We start from the raw sequence: 20,606 nt of genomic DNA on the forward strand, positions 1-20,606 counted from the left end.
TTTGCTTAATGAAAAAGAAATACTATTATATTATAATATGCTTACAAAATGGTAACACAAGGAGCCTTAAAATGGATTTAAATCCTAGAAAAATAAAAGTCAAATCAATTAGCCGCACCACGTTATCCAAACAAGTAGTTGAAAGTATTATACAACTGCTGGTCACTGGGCAGATGAAACCAGGAGATAAGCTCCCAACGGAAATGGAATTAATGGACATCCTGAATGTCAGTCGTCCAGTGTTACGTGAGGCACTCAGCTCTCTTGAATCTTTAGGAGTTATTACGCGGAAAACGCGTGAAGGTACGTACTTTAATAATAAAATTAGCAGTAATCCTTTTTCAATTATGCTATCCTTGGCGCACAACAATCTGCGGGCCATGATTGAAGCACGTATGGCATTGGAATTAGGATTAATTACTATTGCAGCGGAGAAGATTAGTAAGGAAGAGCTTAAGAGACTGAAACAAACCATTGATTTCATCGCAGAAAACTCGGATAAGGACTATGGGGAGGCCGATATAGAATTTCATCGGATTATTGCCTTAAGTGCCAATAATCCCGTTGTGGAAGGGATGGTTGATTCATTAATCATAACTCTTGTAAAAATCAATAAAGAAATTAAAGTTCGTGAACCGGAACGAACGATTCAACATCACATGGCAATTTACAAGGCATTGGAAAAACGGGATCCCTTTGAGGCATTTCATCAAATGTACCTGCATCTTGATTACGTTCGACAAAAAGTGCTAATAGAATACCCCGAAGATAATTAAAGTGATTTCTATCGTTAACACCAAGTTAGTGGGATATATATCCTTCCATTGTTACCTAACCATGATAGAGGACAATTTAGGTCTAAAAAACTGCCTTTTACATAGGAGCGGTGAGCCCTATCATAAGTAAATGAGATTTTTCTGTTACAAACTGCAACAATGTCAGAAGTGAGAGAGTGAAGAACTTATGGTAGATATAAGCAAAATTATTCAAGGGAAAAATTTATCAGAAATAGAAGTCCAAATTGTACGCTATATCATTAATAACATTGACAAAGTCTTGCAAATGGGAGTACGAAATTTAGCGAAAGAGAACTTTACCTCTCCTGCAACTGTAATCCGCCTTTCGAAAAAGCTAGGCTATACAGGATTCATCGATATGTATTACCATCTCCTCCCTTTAGTTAAAAAGGCAGATTTACCAGAAGGCGGCGTAATGGAGGACTTTCTTGAGATTCATTCTAAGGATTTTATGAAACATAATTCAATGGAAGATATTGAAACCTTCATAAAGAAAGTTTTAAATCTTAGGCAAAGCTATATTTTTATTTATGCTACAGGTTTTTCTGCGATTGCTGCAGAGTATTTGTACAAAAAACTATTAGTACTTGGAAGAAAAACAATTTTTGCCAGTGGAACCGATTCGATTGGCGTATTTGAAAATAATCTCGAAGATATCGGTGCCTTAGTGGTCATTTCCAAATCAGGTGAAACACAGCTTGTCCTCGATAAAATCCAGGCTGCCAAAGAGCATCATATTTTTACTGTTTCTTTCACAAAAGAAACGGAAAATCGGATTGCGCTGCTCTCCGATTTAAATTTTAAAATCATCGACCATAATAAGTTAGACGATAGAAACATGCTGCCGAATAGTTTTTTCCCCGGTCTAATGCTGATGTTTGAAAATATTGTTAAACAGTATGTAGGAACATTAATACCAAAAAAAGATAGAAATGAGTGAAACGTGTTTCAATGTTTGAAACACGTTCTTTATTACGTGGAATCTATCGACTGTAAAACGTTTACATTGTATTCTAAACCTGTCAAATATAAAAACATAATAAAAGGGGGAAGGCAAAATGAAAGCAAAAGTCATGGAAGGCATGCAGCGCTTTTCAAAAGCGATGTTCATTCCAATACTTATTTTGCCGATTGAGGGTATTTTAATTGCATTTGGAAATCTATTTACCAACCCAAGGTTGATGGAGGTATTTCCGTTTTTAGATAATCCGATCACTACTGGTTTTGGAACAATCCTTACTGGATCATTGGTTTCGATTCTTACCAATTTGGGACTGATATTCTGTGTCGGGATAGCAATTGGTTTGGCGAATAAAGACAAAGCAATCGCAGGGTTTACATCCCTATTAGGTTATTTGGTATTTGTAAACGCTATGAATAAATTTATGCAGCTCACTGGAGTTCTTTATGAAGGGGAATCCTTGCAGGGAACCGGACAAACTTTTGTGTTGGGCGTTCAAATCCTTGATATGGGTGTGTTTCTGGGACTTATTCTTGGTATTGTAACCGCTATCGTTCATAACAAATTTATTGATACAGAGTTCAAAGGTGCGTTTCAAATTTACGGCGGATCACGATTTGTCTTTATAGTCCTGATTCCTGTACTTGTGTTGTTATCAGTTGTGCTTACGTTCATCTGGCCATTTTTCCAAGCTGGAATTAACAATCTTGGAGGTCTAATCCAACATAGCGGAAGCTTTGGAATTTTCTTATATGGGGCTTTGGAACGTTTGTTAATTCCAACTGGACTGCACCACTTAATCTATACGCCATTTTTATATACATCATTGGGCGGTGTTGCAGAAATCGGCGGCCAAGTATACGAAGGTGCAAGAAATATTTACTATGCAGAAATTATCGATCCAACTGTAAAAGAGCTTTCATCAAGTGTCGTTTGGGATGCTCGCGGTATTTCAAAAATGTTTGGTTTAATTGGTGCGTGTTTAGCCATGTACCACGTTGCGAAGCCTGAAAATAAAGGCAAAGTAAAGGCGATTTTAATTCCGGCTGCCGTTACATCCTTTATTGCTGGTGTGACAGAACCAATTGAATTTTCATTCCTGTTTGTAGCACCATTATTATTTGTTGTTCATGCTGCATTGAGTGGTTTAGGGATGATGGCGTATCATTTATTGGATATCCGTGCCATTGGCCCAAATGGAATGATTGACTTCCTATTGTTCAATGTACCGCTTGGAGTTGAAAAAACACATTGGCCAATGTATATCGTAGTTGGATTATTCTCCTTTGCTGCTTACTATGTGGTCTTCCGTTTCCTAATTGTGAAATTTAACTTTAAAACAATCGGAAGAGAAGATGAAAACGAAGAGACGAAATTATATTCGAAAAAAGACTATGAAAAGAAAAGTAAAGGAGTTACTGGGACTCCCGAGCCACAGTCGAATAATGGAATTGCTCCAGTGATTGTTGATGCATTAGGCGGAGCGAGCAACATTAATACCGTAACAAATTGTTACACAAGACTCCGTTTAACACTGGATAACCCTGAAAAGGTCAACGAAGACGTATTGAAAAGAGAAACAGGTGCCAGTGGAGTCGTGATTAAAGATAAGAATGTGCAGGTTGTTTATGGCTTACAGGTAACAAACATTCGGAAAGCTGTCGACAGCTATTTAGGATTATCAACAAACGAATAGAACCTAGAGACAACAAAGATTACAAGAAGGGAATGGAGAAAATGAAAAAGTTCTCAATCGTTATTGCAGGTGGAGGAAGTACTTATACACCAGGGATTGTTATGATGTTATTGGATAACCTGGACCGTTTTCCGCTTCGAAAATTAAAATTATATGATAACGACCGCGAAAGACAAGCCGTATTAGGGGAAGCAATTGAAATTGTATTAAAAGAAAAAGCACCGGATATCGAGTATTGTTATACAACGGATCCGGAGGAAGCCTTCACGGATATCGACTTCTGTTTTGCTCATATCCGTACAGGCAAATATGAAATGCGTGAAAAAGATGAAAAAATTCCATTAAAGCATGGTGTTGTCGGCCAAGAAACTTGCGGACCTGGCGGAATTGCTTATGGAATGAGAAGCATCGGTGATATGATTGAAATGATTGATATGATGGAAAAATATGCACCTGATGCTTGGATGTTAAACTATTCTAATCCTGCATCCATTGTTGCGGAAGCTTGCCGCGTGCTTCGTCCAGATTCAAAAGTATTGAATATTTGTGACATGCCTGTCGGAACACTGCGCAGAATTTCACATATTATCGGCAAAGAGCCACAAGATTTAGAAGTCCGTTATTTTGGATTAAACCACTTTGGCTGGTGGACTAGCATTAAAGATAAAGAAGGTAATGAATATCTGCCTCAAGTTCGAGACTATGTGGCAGAGAACGGCTATTTGACTCAAAAAGAAGTAGATACGCAGCATACGGATGCCAGCTGGCAGGAAACACATAAAAAGGCGAAGGATTTGTTAGCCGTTGATCCAAGATTCTTGCCAAATACGTATCTAAAATACTATTTATATCCTGATTATGTCGTGAAGACGTCAAATCCGGAATATACAAGAGCAAATGAAGTCATCGCTGGCAGAGAAAAGACCGTCTTTTCTACAGCTAGACAAATCATTGAAAGAGGAACAGCAGAAGGCTGTGAATTTGAAATGGGCGCTCATGCAACCTTTGTCGTTGACCTTGCCCGTGCCATTGCCTTTAACACGCATGAAAGAATGCTGTTGATCGTTGAAAACAACGGTACGATTGCGAACTTTGATGATGATGCTATGGTAGAAGTTCCATGTATAGTCGGAAGCAATGGTCCAGAGCCTTTAAGCCAAGGGAAGATTCCTGAATTCCAAAGAGCGTTAATGTACCAGCAAGTAACGGTTGAAAAATTAGTTGTACAAGCTTACATTGAAGGAAGTTATCAAAAGTTATGGCAGGCTTTAACACTATCAAAAACAGTACCAAGTGCAAAAGTTGCAAAAGAAATCTTGGATGATTTAATTGAAGCTAATAAAGGTTACTGGCCTGAATTAAACTAACCTATATATACTAAAAAAGGCGAAAAGCTGAAGAGCTTTTCGCCTTTTTCTGTTTAAGTAATGAGAGGATCAGGTTAAGGAGCATCTGATAAATAGGCGGAAGAATTCCTCTTAATTAGAAAATAGCATTGAAATTCGCCTAAATAGACGGAGAGATTCCGCCTATTGGCTCAAAAAATGGGGAAATTGGGGATTTTGTTTGAAGTAAGCGGAAATCCTCCGCCTATTTACATCGAAACGAGCTCCAATTTGCATTTAGCCGGAAATCCTCCGTTTATTTACTTCCGCTGGTTATTAGGAGAAGACTTCTTATTTAAAAACCTCCTTTGATGCGTTAAGGTGAACCATACCAAATGCCCTAGGCAGATTTCCATTTAATGATTATAGTTTCTATTCTAAAGGATGTGATATAGTAGTTTAGTTAAAAAAAGTTTGGGATTAGAGGGGAAATAATGAAAAAAGAATGGATTCTTCGCTGGTCCTTTTTTGTATTTGGACTAATGGTTTTAGCGTTAGGCGCGGCTTTAACGATTGAGGGGAAGTTAGTGGGAGCCGGTCCTTGGGATGTGTTTCATTATGGGATGTTTCTTAAGCTGGGTCTGTCGATTGGCACATGGTCAATTATTATCGGCTTTATATTATTGACTGCTGCCTCCTTTGCAGCGAAAAAGCTGCCTAAAATTGGAGCATTTTTAAATATGCTGTTATTAGGTTTATTCATAGATTTATTTTTATGGCTTTTACCAAATGTCGAAAGTTTAATGGGCGCATCATTATTTTTTATTTTAGGTGTTATTCTCATGGGATATGGAGTCGGAATCTATGTTTCGGCTGATTTGGGTTCTGGACCGCGGGATAGTATTATGCTTTTGATTGTCGAAAAATCTGGATGGAGTATACAGTGGGTTCGCAATGGAATGGAACTGCTCGTCCTCATTCTAGGTTGGGCGCTGGGCGGCCCAGTGGGGGTTGGATCAGTAATCATTGCTTTATTCCTAGGACCAATTGTAGGCTTTTCCTTACCGCAATGTAAAACACTGCTAAAGCATCTGCTTGTTAGACAAGAAGAAGATCAAAATCTCGCTGCCTAACAGAAAAATGTATATGAAATGGAGAAAGGCGCAGGAGTTAATTCTGCGCCTTTGTTCGTTGTTTACTTAAAATGGCTTTACAGACATAAGGAAAATCATCACTACAGCAATTAATGCTGAGCCAGCTCCTGCCATACCAACGGATTTATTAAGTGTTAAAACTTCACTCGGAATGTCATTTCCTTGATGAGCATCTAATAGTGCTACAGCCTTTTTTGTTCTCTTTCCTGAGAACACAACTGCCAAATAGACACCTGCAAAGAATAGTACGATCGAAGTGATATACCAAATTTGTGTAAATAAGTCTGGATTTATCAACCCCATGGTCAATCCTGACAGCAAGAGAACAATACTGCCAATCGTGACTACCTTTTCTGTCTTTTCAATAATGTGATTAATTAGTTGTAGACTTTGCTTTGTTGTCCCAAACGATTGAATGATTGGAAAAACAAAACTTGGTCCCATTCCAATTACCGCGGCTAATACGTGGATTAAAACCAATCCCCCATAAAGTGTCATGCTGACTCCCCCTAATTATCTCTATTTTTTCCATTTTTTATTATATCGAACTTGTTAATGGTTTTTAATAGTTTTCATAATTTTTATGTAAAAAGACTCTATTTTTTTATAATTAGCCTCAATTTGACCTAATTGATATCGAAAAGTCCATGTCTATTTTCTCTCATAGTTTAGAAGACTAACAATTGCGTATACGCGAAAAAAGGGGAATTATGTCAATAAAAGAAGAAAAGTATTTCGATAATTTTCAATATTTAATCTTTAATTATTCCCATATAGTTAGTATGATTGAAACGACTAGAAGATATATAAGGAGGAAATAAAATGAATCAAAGCTTTAACTTTTATGATATGTGGAAGGATTACTATTCACAAACCAGCAAATTATTTGATGAAAAAATCAGCAAGGATTTCCCTTCTGAAGGAATGGGACAGCTTTTGGAGATGAATCTCCAGTTTAAGAAAATGATTGATGAATCAACATTAAAGTATTTAGAGTTTATGAATGTACCAAGTCGTAATGACATTGCAAATCTTTCTTCATTGATTGTGAATGTAGACGCAAAAGTGGATGATTTAGAAGAAAAGTTAGAAGAGAAACTGGAAAGCCAAGATGCACAGGGATCATTTAAAACAGAACTATCAAATTTAAAGAAGGATATGAAGAATTTAGATAATAAATTAAATCAAATCCTTACGCTGTTGAAAACACAAGAAAAAGCGAAATAATATAGGATTACATATTTGTTTAAGGGCATGCTTTTTTAAGGCAAATACTATAGATGGGGTGGATAAAGGTGGCAGAATTAACAGGTAAAGTAGCAATTGTAACAGGCGGCTCACGAGGTATTGGTGCATCAATTGCACTAGAACTTGCTAAAAATGGTGCAAAGGTTGTCATTAACTATAATATCCGCAAAGAATTAGCAGATAAAGTAGTCGCAGAAATAAACGAATTTGGCGGAGAGGCTTACGCAGTTCAAGCAGATGTTTCAGATAGTAATGAAGCATCCTATCTGGTTCATGAAACCATTAAACACTACGGCAGATTAGATATTTTAGTTAATAATGCAGGGATCACAAGAGACAGCACCTTCAAAAAGCTGAATGAAGAAGATTGGAGAAAAGTAATCGATGTGAACTTAAACAGCGTTTACAACAATACTTCTGCAGCTCTGCCTTACCTTTTAGAATCAGATGCAGGCAGGATTATCAATATTTCTTCTATTATTGGACAAGCTGGAGGTTTTGGACAGACAAACTACGCTGCTGCAAAAGCAGGCCTTATTGGATATACGAAATCTCTTGCTCTTGAGCTGGCAAAAAGTAATGTAACTGTTAATGCTATTTGCCCAGGATTTATTGGTACCGAGATGGTTCAAGCAATTCCTGAAAAAGTTCTTGCGGGAATCGTTGAAAAAGTACCACAAAAACGTTTAGGCAAGCCAGAGGAAATCGCGCGTGGTGTTGTTTTCCTATGTAAAGATGGTGACTATATTACTGGACAGCAATTGAACATTAACGGTGGACTTTACATGTAAGTGTCATGAACACACAGATTGATTAATAAATTGATAGAGTAAATATATCATGTAAGGAGTGAACAGTCATTAGCGTACTTATGCCAACCGATTGGAACGAACTGCTCGAATATACACCTCCGCAATACAAGGAGATGTATCAGCGTGCATTAAGGGCAGGTCAAGTGCTGACAACTGATGCTGAGCCGGAGGTAGGGCCAACACCAAAGGAACTTATTTGGTCAAGAAATAAAACGAAGCTTTATCGTTATATATCAGATAAACCAAAGAAACATAAAATTCCGCTGCTCTTGGTTTATGCCTTAATTAATAAACCTTATGTATTAGATTTAACTAAGGGTGGAAGTTTAGTAGAGTATTTGGTTGACCGCGGGTTTGATGTCTATCTGCTGGACTGGGGTGAACCAGGTTATGAAGATAGAAAAATGAAACTTGATGATTACATTATGGACTATATACCGCGTGCCGTACGCAAGGTGTTGAGAAAATCAAATGTGGACGAAGTTTCAATCCTAGGTTATTGCATGGGCGGAACAATCACGTCTATATTTGCAGCACTTCACCCTGAATTGCCGATTCGCAATCTTATCTTTATGACCAGTCCATTTGACTTTGAGAAGACAGGTACTTATGGTGAACTGCTAAATGAAAAATATTTTAATATTGATAAGGTAGTAGATACCTTGGGTGTTATACCGCCTGAAATGATTGACTTTGGAAACAAAATGATCAATCCTATGGGTACGAACTATGGACCATATATTAGTCTTTATGAACGCGCAGATAATGAGAAGTTCATTAAGAGCTTTAAACTGCTGCAGAAATGGTTAAACGATGGAATTAATTTTCCAGGCGAAGCTTATCGTCAGTGGATTAGAGACTTTTATCAACAAAACAAGCTGATAAAAGGGGAAATGGTGATTCGCGGTAAAAAGGTTAATCTTGAGAATATTAAAGCTAACGTGCTAAATTTATCTGGTAAAAACGACCTCATTGCCCAGCCGCATCAAGTTGAGGCACTGATGAATGCTATATCTAGTGAAGATAAAGAGTATAAATGTTTACCAGTAGGGCATACATCGATTACCTTTGGCAGTCAAGCTGTCAAAATAACCTACCCAACCATTGGTGACTGGCTCGAGCAGCGATCGAACTAAATAGTATTAGAAGTGTCCCAGACTATCATTTGGGGCACTTTTTTTGATGAGATAACAATTTAAAGATAGTGGTAAGGGTAATTATATAAAATTTCCAGAAATTGTACAATACTAAAAGACTCCGCTTTCATACATATTAGCATATAAGGAAATATTAGGGAGATAATAGGGGGTATCTACTCTTCTAAGGAGTCATCTCAAATGAGCAACGCTGATCAATTTTGTGAAGATATAGAAAAAAATATAGAAATGTTAGAAGATCATTTCTGCCAGACAGAAGACCTAATGAAAAAGGAACTGCTATTCAATAACCAGAAGTGTGTGGTTATGTATCTAGATGCCTTGGTGAAGAAGGAGCTTCTTCAAACTTCCATAATAGAGCCGATCTTAGAAAGCAAAAGTGATGATATGAAGAACACCATCCATGCTGCAGAAGTTAACAAAACTTCAATGCTCTCTGAAACTGGAGATCAGTTATTAGATGGATATTGTGTAATTTTATTAGAGAAAGATCATCAGTGCTATTTGGCTTCTGTCGGTGGTATTGAAGGAAGGCAGCCTCAAGAACCGAATAACGAGCGCACTATTAAAAGCGCTCATGATGGATTTGTGGAGGATTTTGGTTCGAATCTGCATCTTCTGCGAAAGAGAATAAAAAGCCCGCAGCTAAAGGTCAAATACTATAGTATTGGAAACATAACGGCTACCAAAGTGGGGATCGTATATCTAGAGAATCTTGCTAATAAAAAGCTTGTTCGTGAAGTCGAGCGTAGATTAACTTCGATTGAAATCGATCAGCTCTATTTAACAGGTGAATTAGAGGAACTGATTGAAGATTATCCTGCTTCTCCTTTCCCAAAAATTTTGGCTACCGAAAGGCCAGACAGAGCTGTTTCCTATCTAACAGAGGGGAAAATTACCATCATAGTTGACGGAAATCCCCGTGTGCTGGTTGCTCCGATTACCTTTTTTGCCTTTTACCAAGCACCAGATGACTATAGCAGCAGGTGGATGATTGGATCGTTTTTTCGTATCATTCGGATTTTTAGTTTTATCATAACGATAAGTTTACCGGCTATCTATATCGCAATTGTATCGTTCCATTCTGAGGTCCTTCCCATTGGAATTCTTTACACCATTAGGACTTCACTAGAGTATGTTCCATTTCCTCCGTTTGTGGAGGCCATAACAATGCAAATCATCTTAGAACTATTAAAAGAGGCTTCAATTCGGCTGCCTTCACCTATCGCCCAAACAATCGGAATTGTTGGAGGGTTAGTAATTGGGACTGCCATTGTTGATGCCCATATCGTTTCAAATATGATGATTGTCGTAATTGGCTTTACTGCCATCGCTTCCTTCGTGGCACCCATCAATGAAATGGGGACAAGTGTAAGATTATTGGGGTTTCCTGTCATGATTGCAGCATCACTGTTCGGTTTCTTTGGAATTGTATTTGTGCTGATGCTGGTCTTTATGCATTTGAGTAAATTAGATTCATTTGGAACACCATATTTTGCTCCCTTAGCTCCATTAAAAAAAGAAGATCTTAAGGATACATTCATTAGGCTGAATATAAGGAAACTAAAAACTCGCCCGACTGACTCAAGGCCGGCATATGCCAAACAACTAGGGCAAACAAGGTCGTGGAAGAAGAAATGACAAACAACATTACTAAATTTCAGCTGTTTTTTATTTTCATCCAAACTCAAGTTGGTGTCGGTCTTTTATCCTTGCCGCATGAAGTGCAAAAAAGTGCAAAAACTGATGGATGGCTTTCTACTCTAATAGCAGGAGTGGCCGTTCAATTAATGCTAGTCATTTATTGGCAGCTGCTTAAACGATTTCCTACGCTCATTTATACCGAAATTACGCAAAAGATTCTCGGCGTTTTTTTAGGAAGGTTCCTTAACCTATTTATATACCTTAATTTTATTTTGGTTGGAGGATTAGCGGCAATATTATTTATTAAGATTATCAAGTTATGGCTATTACCGCTGACACCGGGTTGGATTATTTCGTTAATGATTCTTACAGCTTGTGTTTATTTAGCGATCAGTGATTTAAAAGTAATCGCCAGATTCTATGTTCTAGCCTCTTCTTTAATCTTGTTGTTGGCCATTACTTCAATTTTTGGCTGGTTCACACCGAAAGAGTTTCACTACCTCCTTCCTATTGGCAGTTCGGGATATAAGAATATTGTCCTCGGAAGTAAGAACTCTCTGCTTGCAATGCTAGGATTTGAGGGACTGCTTTTTCTATTCCCCTATCTTATTGACAATAAAAAGGGAGTCTTAAAGACGATATCATTGGCTAATATATTTATCACTTTAATTTATACCTATTTTGTTTTTATTACACTCATTAGCTTTAGTGTGGACCAACTGGCATTAATGAGAGAGCCTGTTCTAAATTTACTAAGAGGCATTTCTTATAAAATGGTTGATCGTGTGGACCTCATTTTTCTGTCTATATGGATTGTCCCTATGGCCACCTCTACAATTAGTTACTTGTATTTTGCCAGCAAAAGTGCAGGGGCAAAAAAGGAACACTACCCTAAGGTCGTTTTGTTTAATGGGCTCATCATTTTTTTAATTACCTTAATCCCGCACGAAGATGCGATTGTTACGATTTTTAACAAGTATGTCTCTTACTTAAGTTATGTGGTGGTATTTTTTATTCCTACTCTGTTATTAATTCTTTCTATTCTATTGAAAAAGAATGAAATGAGTGAATCCACATGAAAAAAATGGTGCTGTTGATTTTAGTTATGATCCCCCTGCTCTTATCTGGCTGTTGGGATCAGCGGCTTCTCGTGAATCGAACACTTGTGAATGGAATTAGTTTCGATTTAACAAAGGAGGGGAAGATTGCTTCCTCCGTTCGAGCGTTAAACATAAAAAGTATGGGCGGAGGCCAATTTGAATTAAATGATGAACTGGTAAAGGCAGAGAGACCAACTGTTGTTGGGCTGGGGTTAGACTTGGACAGTACCATTGCAGGTGAGATTGATGCAAGTAAAGCACATGTTGTTATCATTGGGGAAGAACTAGCGAAAAAAGGAGTTCAACCATTAATTGAATTTTTCTATCGGAATCGAGATTCGTATATAGCTTCTAAAATTGTCATTGGCAAAGGAAAAGCGAAAGAGATCCTCTCCGTGGAAAAAGAAAAAAGTCCCATTGCCTTTGTCATTTTGCAATTAATAGAGGGTGCTGAAAAAGATACAGTTATCCCTAGAAAAAATACCTTTACCGTCTGGAATAATATATTAGATCCAGGTATCGATATGGTTCTGCCATACGTTAAGCGAATCAAGTCGGATAAAGTGGAAATTGCGGGTGTGGCCTTATTTAACGGTGATACCTATACGGGGGAAACTCTGCCAAAGGAAAAAAGCAGTATACTTTTGTTAATGACGAATCAATTAGACAAGTTGAACAGAATGGCAATGATACTAGACCCAAAAGGAAAAAGACAATCCATTTCTTTTACAGTTAGAAATTTAACACGAGATTTAGAAGTTCAGGTGGATAAAAATAATCAAATAACCTGTAAAATTGATCTCAACCTTGATATTGAAGTGTTAAGCTTCCCACAGGAATTTAAAGACCCGCTCAATACAAAAGAATTAAATCAAAATTTGTCCAATGAATTAACAAAACAAGCGAAAGAGGTTACTGATACTCTGCTCGAAGCCAATTGTGATGCACTGGGGATTGGCAGACGAATTTCTAGCTATCACCATGAGCTATGGGGGAAAATCAATTGGGATGAAGAATATAGAAATGTTCGATTTGAACCAAATGTGAAGGTTAATATTATAAAAACAGGGATATTATTTTAGTCTTAGGATCTGTGTTGATTTTTACTGTGCTTGAAGAATAAGCGGAGGATTTCCGTTTATTTTGAAAAATACCCATATTTCATTAAAAATAAGCGGAGCTTTTCCGCTTATTGTATAAAAATCCTTGAATTTTGTCTTATTTTTAGCGATTAACCGGAATTTCTCCACTTATATCTGCTTCGAAAGCCTTCTCAAGAAACAATAGCCGGAAAATCTCCGCCTATGTATTCTTTATCCGTTATGAAAATCAACAACAGAGCCTAACTTAATAAAATTCTTAGGATTCTCCCCAATCGGGGTGAATCTTTTTCTTTGTATTACGTTTGAAAGTAATCGATATATCGAATATAATTATCGATATAACTAGGAGGGATTTAATGAGGAGACGAAGAGGGTTTGTCCAAGCGGCCATCCTGCACTTATTGAAAGAGGATTCAATGCACGGCTACCAAATCATGAAGGAGTTGGAGGTGCGCTCAAGCGGCGCATATTCAGCAAGTGCTGGAACGGTATATCCAGCTCTTCAAGAATTATTGGATAAAGGCTTAATTGAATTGAATAGTAAAACAGATAAAAAGATTTATTTTATCAGTGAACAGGGCAAGAAAGTGTTGGAGGAAAAACAGGACGATGGCAATTTCTGGGGTGAATGGAAGGAACGTATGATGTGGAAGAATTCCGTGGAGTTCATTCAACTAAAAGAAGCGGTGGACCGCTGGGAAAAAGAAGTACGGCATTCAATGAAACAAACTCGAGGGAAACCAGAACAGGTGCGTGAATTAATTGCCTTTATTGATGGAATGACTGAACTTTTGAAAAAGAATGGATCGAAGTAGGGATCACTATGAAATCGATGATAAAATTACTTCACTATATGAGACCTTACAAACTTTTTGCCATCTTTGGACCGTTATTTATGTGTATAGAAGTGCTGATGGACCTTCTGCAGCCAACCATCATGCAGAAGATGATTGATACAGGCATTGCCAATCAGGATAATGCTTATGTGATAAAACTTGGTGTTCTAATGCTGTTAAGTGCATTAATCGGGCTCGTTGGCGGGGCGGGGAGTTCCATTTATGCAGCAAAATCGGCTGTTCATTTTGCAACTGATATTCGCCGTGATGTGTTTAAAAAAATGGAGCAATTTTCAAATAAAAATACAGATTCATTTGGTACAGGCAAGTTAATTACCATCGCAACCAGTGATGTTGAAACACTGAAACAGGCTGTCATTATGACATTACGGATGTTTATACGGGGGCCATTATTATTTATTGGATCTGTTGTTATTGTTTGGATTACAGCCCGTGAACTATTTCCAGTGCTGCTTGTATCCATCCCTATTCTGATTCTATGTATCTATTTCTTTTCAGTAAAGTCAGGACAGCTTTTCTTGAATGTTCAAAAAGCAATGGACCAGGTAAATACAAAGCTTCAAGAAATGTTAGCGGGGATTCGGGTGATTAAAGCGTTTGACCGCCAGGATTATGAAAAAATCCATTTTAAAAGTGTAAATGATTTATTAATGAAGAGAAATATGACTGCTGAACAGCTGATATTAACTCTGATGCCAATAATGATGTTCATTGTAAATTTAGGGATTATTGCCGGCCTGTGGATGGGGGTTATTAAGGTAAATGAAGGTACACTTCAAGTCGGGGTAATCTTGGCGTTTATTAACTACTTAAACATAATGATGAATGGACTAATGAGCAGCAGCCATGTGTTAATGCAGATAGCGCGTTCCTTTTCCTCCGCGGAACGAATTAATCAGGTTCTAGAAACAGAAATTGATATTAAGGCACCTCACAAGCGTAGTTCAATCCGAGAGATAAGAGGTGAGGTTGAGTTTAGAAATGTGAACTTCAGCTACAGCAAAAATGGAAACTATGTGCTTCACAACCTATCTTTTAAAGCAAATGCCGGGCAGACAATTGGGGTTATTGGATCAACAGGGAGCGGGAAATCTACCTTGGTTAAATTAATTCCGCGTTTATATGACCCCGATTCTGGAGCTATTCTTATTGATGGGGTTAACATCAAGGAATTACCGCTTGAGAAACTCCGTACAGCAATTGGGTTTGTACCGCAAAAGACGACTTTATTTTCAGGCACCATAGAAGAAAACTTACGATTTGGAAAGGATGAAGCAGACGATTATGACTTAAGTCAAGCAGCCGAAACAGCTGCCGCCAATGAGTTTATCGAAAGACTTGATAATAAATTTGAACATTCACTGATGCAAGGCGGAACTAATTTATCAGGCGGACAAAGACAGCGGTTAGCGATGGCACGTGCCTTTATTCGCAATGGCAGTATTTTGATTTTAGATGATTCTACATCTGCCATTGATGCTTTGTCAGAAGCAGCAGTACAACAGGCATTAAGTCAAACACATTCCCATACGACGATGTTTATTATTTCATCGAAAATTTCCTCCGTACGTAATGCGGATCAAATTATTGTGATGAAAGATGGGAAACTTGAAGCACGGGGTACACACGAAGATTTACTGAAAAATAGTGCAGTTTATAGAGATATTTATACTTCACAAAGTGGATTGGAGGTTGAATATAATTGAGTAAATCAGCTTCACAACACAATCCAAACTTTATGAATAGAGTGCGTGGTCCAGGAGGGTTAAGCGGGCCGGTTGTAAAGGCAAAGGATTGGAAGGGAACGATAAAACGAATCTGGAAATACATGGAGAGGCAAAAGGCGGCACTCATTGCATCGATTATATTTGTCTTTGTTTCAACGGTGTTAGGTCTTTTGGGACCATTTCTAATTGGGATCATCATTGATGAATATATTATTCCAAAGGATATTGCCGGAACACTTAAGTATTTGGCTATTCTAGCTGCTGTTTATTGTGCTGCAGCAGTATTTACCTGGCTGCAATCCTACATGATGGTGCGGGTATCAATACAAACCATACGGAATTTACGGCAGGATCTATTTAATAAGTTTCAAACTTTATCTTTACGGTTTTTTGATAAACGAACACATGGTGACTTAATGAGCAGGGTTACGAATGATATTGATAGTTTGAACAGTGCCTTAAGTCAAAGTATCATTCAAATCTTCTCCTCGGTTCTGATGCTTATAGGTGTGGCGGCTGCGATGTTTTCCCTTAATTGGGTACTTGCCATTGTGGCGTTATTAATTATTCCATTAATCATTTTTACCACTAAAAAATTGATTACCTACAGCAGCAGTCATTTTATTAAAAGACAGCGCGATTTAGGGGAATTAAACGGATTTATTGAAGAGTCCATCTCGGGTAATGAAGTGATTACACTTTTTGGCAAAGAAGCAAAAATGAATCAGCAATTTTCTTTCGTGAATGAACGTCTTCGTCAATCTGCCATGGATGCGGATACTGTATCGGGATATCTTGGACCGGTTAACAACTTTATTAATAATCTTGGGCTTTGTTTGATTATTGCAGTTGGAGCAGTCATGACGGTTCAGGAATTAGCTTCTATTGGAACTATTGCAGCTTTTGTGACATATTCCCGCCAGTTCTTTAGACCGATATCACAGCTGTCTAATTTGTTAAATATGTTCCAATCGGCCATTGCTGGTGGTGAGCGTGTATTTGAAATTATGGATGAAACACCGGATTTAGTAGATAAAGAGAATGCCATAGTTGTAGATTCATTTAAAGGTGATGTTGATTTTTCTCATGTTCATTTTGGTTATGAGAAGGACATCCCTATTTTGAAAAATATCCATTTTCAAGTTAAATCGGGCGAAAAAATTGCCTTAGTAGGTCCTACGGGTTCAGGAAAAACAACGATGATCAATTTACTGATGAGGTTTTATGATGTGACTGCAGGCGGCATCAAGCTGGATGGGCGGGATATTCGCGATTACCAAATAAGCGGACTTCGGAAAAAGATTGGAGTCGTGCTTCAAGACACCTTCTTATTTTCAGGAAGTATTATGGAAAATATTCGTTATGGCCGCCTAGAGGCAGCCGATGAGGAGGTCATCACTGCAGCAAAAATGGCATCCGCTCATCAATTCATTAAACATTTGCCTGAAGGCTATCATACATCGATTACATCTGGAGGATACAATTTAAGTCAGGGCCAGCGACAATTAATAGCAATCGCAAGAGCAATTTTGGCAGACTCCGATGTATTAATCCTTGATGAAGCGACGTCAAGTATTGATACAACCACTGAAATAGAAATTCAAAAGGGAATCAATCAGTTAACCAAAGGACGAACCAGCTTTATCATTGCTCATCGTCTAAAAACGATTGAAAATGCTGACCGTATTTTCGTCCTTCATCAAGGAGAGATCATCGAGTCAGGAACACATCAAGAGCTGTTACAGAAAAAGGGATTTTACTTCAATATGTACGATAGTCAGTTCAATTATTAATAAAAAAAGGGAGAAATACCAATTTGGCATTTCTCCCTTTTTCTTATGATTTTACTCTTCGCCTACGTCAGCCCATTTGTATTCGTATGTTGCACCAAATGGGTTCACAAACACACCTTGAACTTTTGGAGAAATCAATTGTGCACGAGAAGCTTGGTATACAGGCGCAATCGCTGCATCTTCAAACAGCACTTTTTCAGCTTCTAAGAAGTTTTTATAACGTGCTTCTTGGTCAGTCGCAAGTGTTGAAGCTGTATCTTTTACTAGCTTGTCATATGTTGGATTGGAATAACCTGTCCAGTTGTTTCCACTGTCCGTCGTCCATAGGTTCATAAAGGTATATGGATCAAGGAAGTCAGGGCCCCAACGAGAAAGCTGAAGCTGGTAATCCATCGCTGTGTCTAAAGCAAGACGCTGCTTTTTCGGTACTTGTTTGATCGTAACCTTTAATCCTTCTAAATTCGTTGAAAGCTGGTTAGCAACGTATTGAACAAGGTTCTTGGTTGTCTGGTCATCATCTGCCAAGAACTCAAGTTCAACTGTATCAGTTCCTAACTCTGCCAATCCTTTTGCCCAGAATTCTTTCGCTGCCTCAATGTCATATTTCACAAGGTCACCACTTACTTTACGGAAATCCTCTCCTGAACCTGGCATTGGCGTGAAGTCTCTTGGAACCAATCCATTCGCTGCGATGGATCCATTGTTTAAGATCTCTCCTACTAATGCATCTTTGTCAAATGCACGGCTAAGTGCAGCACGGATATTTTTATTTGCTAATGCTTCTGATTTTGTTTGATTAAACTTTAAGAAGTAAACGAATGTATCTGCTGCAACCGCATAGTCCTCACTAGAAGAATATTGGTCTACTAAGTCGGATGTTAAATCCATACGATCAACGGTTCCTTCTTCATATAGATTTAGAGCAGTTTGTGGATCTTTAACGACTTTGAACGTTAATTTATCCATTTTCACTGTTTTTGCATCCCAATAATCTTCGTTTTTTACAAGTTCCCATGAATCGCTTGTGCTTGACCAATTGGACATAACGTATGGTCCGTTGGCTAATAGGTTTTCAGAACTTGTTGCAAATTTATCGCCTTTTTCTTCAACAAACTTTTTGTTCATTGGTAAGAATGTTCCGAAGGTTGTTAATGTTTCAAAGTATGGTGTTGGATTTTCTAATTCGACAACAAGCGTGTAATCACCTTCCGCTTTTACGCCAAGTTGATCCACTTCCATTTCACTCTTGGTAATTGCAGTAGCATTTTTGATAACGCCGCTAATCATGTACGGGCCGTATTCTGATTGTGTCGCAGGATCAACGGCACGCTGCCATGAATACACGAAATCATGCGCTGTTACCGGGTCGCCATTTGACCATTTTGCATCCTCTCGTAATGTAAAGGTCCAAGTCAGACCATCATCACTTACTTTATGTTCTTTAGCAATTCCTGGTGTCGCCTGCGTCTTTTCATCTAGTCGGTATAGACCTTCCATTGTTGCAGCTAAGTAGATAAAGGAAGACTCATCCGTTGCTAAAGAAGGATCCATCGAAGGGATGGCTTCTGGGTTTAAAAAGCTAAGGACTTTTTCACCCTTTTCTTCCTCTTTAGCATCTGTACCTGCTGGTTCCTTTGACTCGTCTCCGGAACAAGCTGCTAGTACACTTAGTAACAATCCAAATGTTAAAAGCAATAACCAATGTTTGACCTTCATTTGTTTTACCCCCTAAAAGAATTTAATTCTGAATATTATATATCTACAGAAAATTGAGACTCTAGGATTGATTATACTCATTAACTTGTTTACTTGTAAAGTAATGTTGCTTAATTTAGGGAGTGAATTATCTGATATTACTAGGTAAGGTATTCTCTATTAAAATAGCAGTAAAAAAAAGCCCTGAAAAATCAGGACCTTTTTGTTTAGTCAATAATTTTTAATGAAATTTTCATTGCTTCATGGTCATCAGTAGCACCACAAATAGTAGAACAAATTAATTCATATTCTCCTGTTGATTCAGCAGTAAACTCAGACGGAGCATCAGCCTTGAGGTCAATTCCTAACTCCTCATTACTAATCGTATGCATTCCTTCTTCGTTAACCAAATTAATTTTTACCTTGGTGCCTTTTTTAATTGTTAATTCCTTATCAGAAGTGAAATCCCAGTTCGTTGCAGTAATCGTATATTCTTCAACATCACTAGCAGCTGTTGAGGTCTCGGCTGTTTTTGCTTCATCTTTCGTAGAAGCTTCTTCCTCCGCTCCTCCACAAGCTGCCAAGCCAAATAGGATTGCCCCCATGATTAATAAAAATAAACTGAACTTCTTCATAATATGTAGTCTCCTTTTCCTCTTTGATTTTACTCTTTTAATTTAAGGCAAACAGCCATTCATTTCCTTGACCTAGGTCAAGAAAATGAATAGTTTTTAGAGGAAAAGAAATTGCGCCATGGGCTTGTACTATATTTACTATTGTCCAGATTCTAATATTTCTTCTATTTTATCTGATATTAATGGATAGAAATTATTCTTAGCGCTAATTGTCGAGTTACCGCCAAAAAATCCGGTGCCTGGACAGGACTTTACATTGTAACTTGCTGCAGCATCTAAGACTCTTTCCTTCGTCTTTAGGTGCCACCAATGGTGATAGGTAATACTGTCAATGGATGGCGTGAGTCCAAACCTTATACACAGCAATGCATTAATGTAGAGAATAGTTTCTCGATGTTCCTTTGTCATGATATCATGCCCAAGATCAAAGTTCCCCACATGTTCAATAGCAATTCCATAAGTATTGGCTATAGGACCAATAGTTCCTTCCGGAGCAATGTTAAGTGGTCTGGATACAGCTATTTTTCCATCAGGAAAGGTAGTGATATTTTGCGCTATATTACTCCAGCCCATCGTTTTTTTATGGTGATTCTCCATACCTTGCAGCATTCTGAAATGATTCGAGCCATTGAATTGTTTATATGATGGCAGCCAGGTGTGATGCTGCTGGATTAAACGTATTTCTCGGTTAATTTGAGCGTTAGATAACCAATTCTTAAATTCCTCCCTTGTCATCAGGATATGCTGTCCCTCTGTTTCAGCTGCAGAAATAGGAGCAATCGGCATAAAAAGCAAGCTAAGGATAATTAGTACAAGTGTTTTTCTCATTTTGGGATCCTTTCAAACCTTTTATGCTTAGTTTGTAGAACACCTATTAGATTATTCGCAAAAAAAACTTACGA

19 protein-coding genes are annotated in these 20,606 nt (G+C 37.9%); 15 read left to right on the top strand and 4 right to left on the bottom strand.

Annotated elements, in window-relative coordinates:
* Positions 1-71: 71 nt before the first annotated feature.
* From SFC47_RS14630 to SFC47_RS14655, 6 genes are all read left to right on the top strand, one after another.
* Positions 72-776 carry a FadR/GntR family transcriptional regulator gene (locus SFC47_RS14630; RefSeq protein WP_411255034.1) on the top strand — a complete coding sequence of 235 codons (705 nt, stop codon included), beginning with the start codon at positions 72-74 and terminating at the stop codon, positions 774-776.
* Positions 777-963: 187 nt separating this feature from the next.
* Positions 964-1,737, top strand: coding sequence for a MurR/RpiR family transcriptional regulator (locus tag SFC47_RS14635; protein WP_411255035.1), 774 nt, complete (start codon positions 964-966; stop codon positions 1,735-1,737).
* Positions 1,738-1,855: 118 nt separating this feature from the next.
* Positions 1,856-3,454 carry a PTS transporter subunit EIIC gene (locus SFC47_RS14640; protein ID WP_411255036.1) on the top strand — a complete coding sequence of 533 codons (1,599 nt, stop codon included), beginning with the start codon at positions 1,856-1,858 and terminating at the stop codon, positions 3,452-3,454.
* A gap of 104 nt (positions 3,455-3,558) precedes the next feature.
* Positions 3,559-4,821 carry a 6-phospho-alpha-glucosidase gene (locus SFC47_RS14645; protein ID WP_411255274.1) on the top strand — a complete coding sequence of 421 codons (1,263 nt, stop codon included), beginning with the start codon at positions 3,559-3,561 and terminating at the stop codon, positions 4,819-4,821.
* A 177-nt stretch (positions 4,822-4,998) separates the two neighbouring features.
* A complete protein-coding gene (locus SFC47_RS14650; RefSeq protein WP_411255037.1) occupies positions 4,999-5,151 on the top strand; it encodes a hypothetical protein in 153 nt (50 codons plus the stop codon).
* A 122-nt stretch (positions 5,152-5,273) separates the two neighbouring features.
* On the top strand, positions 5,274-5,912 hold the full coding sequence (locus SFC47_RS14655; RefSeq protein WP_411255038.1) for a YczE/YyaS/YitT family protein: 639 nt from the start codon (positions 5,274-5,276) through the stop codon (positions 5,910-5,912).
* Between the two features lie 66 nt (positions 5,913-5,978).
* Here SFC47_RS14655 and SFC47_RS14660 read toward each other — a convergent pair whose 3' ends face one another.
* Positions 5,979-6,431: a DUF2269 family protein gene (locus SFC47_RS14660; RefSeq protein WP_411255039.1), complete on the bottom strand. Its 453-nt coding sequence runs from the start codon at positions 6,429-6,431 to the stop codon at positions 5,979-5,981.
* Between the two features lie 324 nt (positions 6,432-6,755).
* On the opposite strand from SFC47_RS14660, the gene SFC47_RS14665 reads away from it, so the two are divergent.
* The 9 genes from SFC47_RS14665 (at position 6,756) to SFC47_RS14705 (ending at position 17,374) form a co-directional block, all read left to right on the top strand.
* On the top strand, positions 6,756-7,160 hold the full coding sequence (locus SFC47_RS14665) for a polyhydroxyalkanoic acid synthase subunit PhaR (RefSeq protein ID WP_411255040.1): 405 nt from the start codon (positions 6,756-6,758) through the stop codon (positions 7,158-7,160).
* Positions 7,161-7,228: 68 nt separating this feature from the next.
* Complete coding sequence (locus tag SFC47_RS14670) at positions 7,229-7,972, top strand: 3-oxoacyl-ACP reductase (protein WP_411255041.1); 744 nt, start codon at positions 7,229-7,231, stop codon at positions 7,970-7,972.
* An 80-nt stretch (positions 7,973-8,052) separates the two neighbouring features.
* Positions 8,053-9,129 (top strand): class III poly(R)-hydroxyalkanoic acid synthase subunit PhaC, encoded by a 1,077-nt coding sequence (gene phaC / locus SFC47_RS14675; RefSeq protein ID WP_411255042.1) that lies wholly within the window; start codon positions 8,053-8,055, stop codon positions 9,127-9,129.
* 201 nt (positions 9,130-9,330) lie between these two features.
* On the top strand, positions 9,331-10,791 hold the full coding sequence (locus SFC47_RS14680) for a spore germination protein (RefSeq protein ID WP_411255043.1): 1,461 nt from the start codon (positions 9,331-9,333) through the stop codon (positions 10,789-10,791).
* Positions 10,788-11,873 carry a GerAB/ArcD/ProY family transporter gene (locus tag SFC47_RS14685; protein ID WP_411255044.1) on the top strand — a complete coding sequence of 362 codons (1,086 nt, stop codon included), beginning with the start codon at positions 10,788-10,790 and terminating at the stop codon, positions 11,871-11,873. Before SFC47_RS14680 ends, SFC47_RS14685 begins: the two co-directional genes overlap by 4 nt.
* Complete coding sequence (locus tag SFC47_RS14690) at positions 11,870-12,976, top strand: Ger(x)C family spore germination protein (RefSeq protein WP_411255045.1); 1,107 nt, start codon at positions 11,870-11,872, stop codon at positions 12,974-12,976. The genes SFC47_RS14685 and SFC47_RS14690 overlap by 4 nt, the downstream gene beginning before the upstream one ends.
* A gap of 377 nt (positions 12,977-13,353) precedes the next feature.
* Positions 13,354-13,812 carry a PadR family transcriptional regulator gene (locus SFC47_RS14695; protein ID WP_411255046.1) on the top strand — a complete coding sequence of 153 codons (459 nt, stop codon included), beginning with the start codon at positions 13,354-13,356 and terminating at the stop codon, positions 13,810-13,812.
* Positions 13,813-13,820: 8 nt separating this feature from the next.
* A complete protein-coding gene (locus tag SFC47_RS14700) occupies positions 13,821-15,560 on the top strand; it encodes an ABC transporter ATP-binding protein (RefSeq protein WP_411255047.1) in 1,740 nt (579 codons plus the stop codon).
* A gap of 32 nt (positions 15,561-15,592) precedes the next feature.
* On the top strand, positions 15,593-17,374 hold the full coding sequence (locus SFC47_RS14705) for an ABC transporter ATP-binding protein (RefSeq protein ID WP_411255275.1): 1,782 nt from the start codon (positions 15,593-15,595) through the stop codon (positions 17,372-17,374).
* A 51-nt stretch (positions 17,375-17,425) separates the two neighbouring features.
* On the opposite strand, the gene SFC47_RS14710 is transcribed toward SFC47_RS14705, so the two are convergent.
* The 3 genes from SFC47_RS14710 to SFC47_RS14720 form a co-directional block, all read right to left on the bottom strand.
* Complete coding sequence (locus tag SFC47_RS14710) at positions 17,426-19,090, bottom strand: peptide ABC transporter substrate-binding protein (protein ID WP_411255048.1); 1,665 nt, start codon at positions 19,088-19,090, stop codon at positions 17,426-17,428.
* Between the two features lie 206 nt (positions 19,091-19,296).
* Entirely contained in the window at positions 19,297-19,704 is a 408-nt protein-coding gene (locus SFC47_RS14715) for a hypothetical protein (protein ID WP_411255049.1), read from the bottom strand.
* A gap of 138 nt (positions 19,705-19,842) precedes the next feature.
* Positions 19,843-20,532 (bottom strand): N-acetylmuramoyl-L-alanine amidase, encoded by a 690-nt coding sequence (locus tag SFC47_RS14720; protein WP_411255050.1) that lies wholly within the window; start codon positions 20,530-20,532, stop codon positions 19,843-19,845.
* Between the last annotated feature and the right edge of the window lie 74 nt (positions 20,533-20,606).

The organism is Neobacillus niacini (genome assembly GCF_046591715.1).
Classification (GTDB): domain Bacteria; phylum Bacillota; class Bacilli; order Bacillales; family Cytobacillaceae; genus Neobacillus; species Neobacillus niacini_L.